Consider the following 3,918-nt stretch of genomic DNA (forward strand, 5'->3'; position numbering starts at 1 on the left):
CCTGGGCGCAAGTCAAGCCGGGTCTCGATCCGATGCGGTTTACAATCCGCACCGTGCCGCAGCTGATCCGACGTACAAAGGCCTGGGCCGAGTATTGTGATTGCGAGCGGCCGCTCGAAGACGCCATCGACCGGCTGGCGCGAAGCGGAAGGGGTGGGCCGGCGCGCCGTCGCCGGGCTCCGGTTGCTGAAGCTCGCATGCGGTCATGAAATCTGCGAGGCCGAACTTGAATTCGCTGCCGCCGCTACGCTTGCGACCAGAACAATGTGCCACTTTTTTCGTTGTCGATTCAGGTTACGCAATGGAGGGAAATCATGCTTACGCGATATGTTACCTTTGCTGTTCTCGGCGCGACCCTGGCAGCTGCCCCCGCCTTGGCACAAACGAGTTCTCCAAGCCAAAGTCCCGCGGCGACAATGGGAGCCATGAACACCAGCAACTGGATGACTCAGGAGCAGCCGGGCCAATGGCGCGCGACCAAGCTTGAGGGTCTGGACGTGTACAACAGCAACAATGAGAAGATCGGCGACATCAGCGAGCTGCTCGTCGACAATAATGGGAAGGTTCAAGCCGTGGTCATTGGCGTGGGCGGATTCCTTGGCATGGGTGAACACGAAGTGGCGGTGCCGTTCGATCAAATCAAGTTCGTGACCGAACCACGGGCCGTTGCGACGACGGCTCCGGCGACGACCGGCTCGACGACTGCGCCGAGCGGAACGACAGCGGCACCGAATGCTCCCGCTGCCACGGGAAGCGTGACGATGAACCGTTCAGCACCGGACCACGCGATGCTCATGATGAACATGACCAAGGAGCAGTTGAAAGCGGCTCCTGAGTTCAAGTTCGCACGGTGAGGACAATCCGGGTGCGCGGCACCTAAGTCGAGGGCCTTCAGTCTAAATCTCTGTACGGCGAGCTTTCGATCGTCGCACAATAACTCCACTTCGCCCTCCTCGGCTTCGTTCGGGGAGGGCGTTTTGTTTATTCGACCGATCCTCCGCCTGCCGGTTCGACGTCCGTGCCATGGGCGTTTCCGGTAGGCCTTGTTCAGTTCTTTCAGCGTCGTCGTCGCGCTCAAGATGTCACATATAAGATTCGGGCGGACATGTTCTGAACTTTCTATGGCCACAACTTCTGGCGCTATTCCTCGGCCCGCAGAGTGAACCTGGAGGAATATCCCATGTTACTCATTCGGTCTGACCTCGATTTCATTCTCGCACAAATTCTTAGCGCCGAAACAAATCAGCCGATCGGCGACAGCTCGCGTCCCTTCGGACTTAGAACAGTCGATGGTACGGGTAACAGCATTGTCCCAGGCCAATCCGATTTCGGCAGCGCCAATCGCGTGTTTCCAAGGTTGACCGATCCTGTCTTTCGCGACGCCGATATGTCGACATCGTATTCACAAACGTCCGGCGTGGTGATCGACGCGCAGCCTCGTATCATCAGCAACCTGATCGTCGATCAAAACGCGCTCACCAACCCTGCCGCTGCCGCGGCCGATCAGGACGGCGATGGTCTCATTGCGAATGTCGCGGCGGTCCCGGGCGCAGCGCCGTTCAATCAGTGGTTCACTCTGTTCGGTCAGTTCTTCGATCATGGTCTCGATCTCGTCAACAAAGGAAAGAACGGATCAGTTTTCATTCCGCTGCAACCGGACGACCCGCTTTTCGTCCCTGGCAGCCAAGAGAACTTCATGGTTCTGACGCGGGCCACCAATCAACCTGGCCCAGATGGTGTCGTCGGAACAGCGGATGACATTCACGAGCACACGAACCAGACGACACCGTTCGTCGACCAGAACCAGACCTACACGTCGCATCCCTCGCATCAGGTGTTCTTGCGCGAGTACATCCGCGATCCGGAAGGCAGGCCCATCGCGACCGGAAGGTTGTTGGATCATGCCGGCGGCGGCCTTGCCACATGGGCCGACGTCAAGGCGCAAGCAAGAACCTTGCTCGGTATCGATCTGACCGACGACGATGTGACCAACGTGCCTCTGCTCGCTACCGACGCGTATGGGCGCTTCATTCCCGGACCCGGCGGATACGCACAACTCGTCATGCCGGGCGAGGATGGGCTTGCGGGCACATCCGATGATGTTCTGATCGAGGGCAATCCCGCAGCACCGATCGACGCCACACTCGCCGTTCGCACGGGTCATGCTTTCCTCGACGACATTGCGCATGACGCTGTTCCAACCGGCAAGGTTGCGGACGGGGATCTCGAAGTCAGCCTGGCAAACCTCGACGGGTCGGATACGACGGGTAATTACGACAACGAGCTTCTCGATGCGCACTACATCACGGGCGACGGACGCGGTAACGAAAATGTCGGCCTGACGGCGGTCCACCATATTTTCCATTCCGAGCACAATCGGCTGTTCGCCCATATCAAGGAACTGGTTCTGGCGGAATTGGACAAGGATCCGGATTTCGTGAGCCAGTGGCTCACGCCGGGAGCGAACTTGTCTGATGGCATTCAGACGCATGAATGGAACGGCGAGCGGCTGTTTCAGGCGGCGAGGTTCGGTACCGAGATGCAATATCAGCATCTCGTCTTCGAGGATTTTGCGCGTCGCATTCAACCCAACATTGATGCCTTCGAGGCTCATGATGTCGATATCGACCCCGCGATCACGGCGGAGTTTGCGCATACGGTCTATCGATTTGGCCATTCTCTTCTGAGGGAAACCATCGATCGAATTGATGCGGACGGAAATCCGGTCGATGCAGATCCCGGCACCGCGGGTGACCAGCAACTGAGCCTCGTCAATGCCTTCCTCAATCCGCTGGAATATGCGCGAAGAGGGGCTGCTGGATCCGCCGCAGGTGAAATCGTGCGCGGCGCAAGCTTGCAGGTCGGCAACGAAGTCGACGAGTTCGTAATCGACGGCGTGCGCAACAGCGTCTACGGGCTGCCGCTCGATCTCGCGGCCCTCAATCTTGCCCGAGGACGGGACACCGGAATTGCGCCGCTCAACGAAGTGCGCCGACAATTCCATGACGGCACCAGTGACGCAGCCCTGAAGCCCTATGAGAGTTGGGCAGAGTTTGGCGGCAACATCCGCCACCCGGAATCCCTCCTGAATTTTATTGCCGCCTATGGAATCCACCCGCGTCTTGCCGATGCGTCGACGATCGCCGAGAAGCGCGCGGCCGCCRCCGCGATTGTCGATGGGCGGGCTGATGATCCCGCAACGCCCGAAAACGAAAGCGTCGGCCCGGATACCGATTTTCTCAATGGCACGGGCGCGTTCGCAGGTTCCGAGACAGGAATAGACAACGTCGATTTCTGGATTGGCGGTCTCGCCGAAAAGCCGCTGGCGTCCGGCGGCCTTCTGGGCTCCACCTTCAACTTCGTCTTCGAGACGCAGATGGAAAACCTGCAGAGCGGAGACCGCTTCTATTACCTGTCCCGTTTGGAGGGCACCAATTTCCTCACCCAACTCGAAGGGACGTCGTTCTCCGAACTGGTCATGCGCAACACAGGAACGGTGCACCTGCCTTTCGACGTCTTCTCGGTGCCGTCCTTCACAATCGAAATCACCGATCCATCGACATATCCCGCCGATGAATCCGAGCGCTCGGGCACGGCCACGCGACACGACGGATCGTTCCAATACCTCGGCGCGGCTCACGTGGTGATCGGAGGCTCCGAGCACAAAGACAGCATTCAGTCGGGCGCGGGCGACGACACCCTCTGGGGTGATGGAGACGACGATGTCCTCGCCGGCGGTGCGGGTGACGATGCCATCATTGGAGGCGCCGGCAACGATCGTATGTACGGCGAGGCTGGAGACGATTTCTTCAAAGGCGAAGCCGGAGACGACAGCATGCAGGGAGCTGCCGGCGATGATCTGCTCGTCGGGCTCGAAGGACGAGACGCCATCAATGGCGGCGCCGGTGACGATGAGGT

Annotated in this window: 2 protein-coding genes and 1 pseudogene; all 3 read left to right on the forward strand. The window is 59.3% G+C overall.

Annotation, left to right across the window (positions count from 1 at the left end):
• Positions 1–209, forward strand: a pseudogene (locus AC1DT3_RS13840) (hypothetical protein); the annotation flags it as partial.
• Between the two features lie 105 nt (positions 210–314).
• Entirely contained in the window at positions 315–854 is a 540-nt protein-coding gene (locus AC1DT3_RS13845; RefSeq protein WP_477465831.1) for a PRC-barrel domain-containing protein, read from the forward strand.
• A gap of 326 nt (positions 855–1,180) precedes the next feature.
• The coding region (locus tag AC1DT3_RS13850; protein ID WP_477465832.1) for a peroxidase family protein at positions 1,181–3,918 on the forward strand (2,738 nt) is incomplete at its 3' end.

The sequence above is a fragment of the Microvirga sp. P4_G7 genome (genome assembly GCF_056401005.1).

Excerpts from the sequence above, each read along its gene's own strand:
- AC1DT3_RS13845 (WP_477465831.1), top strand. The coding sequence starts at position 315 with ATGCTTACGCGATATGTTACCTTTGCTGTTCTCGGCGCGACCCTGGCA.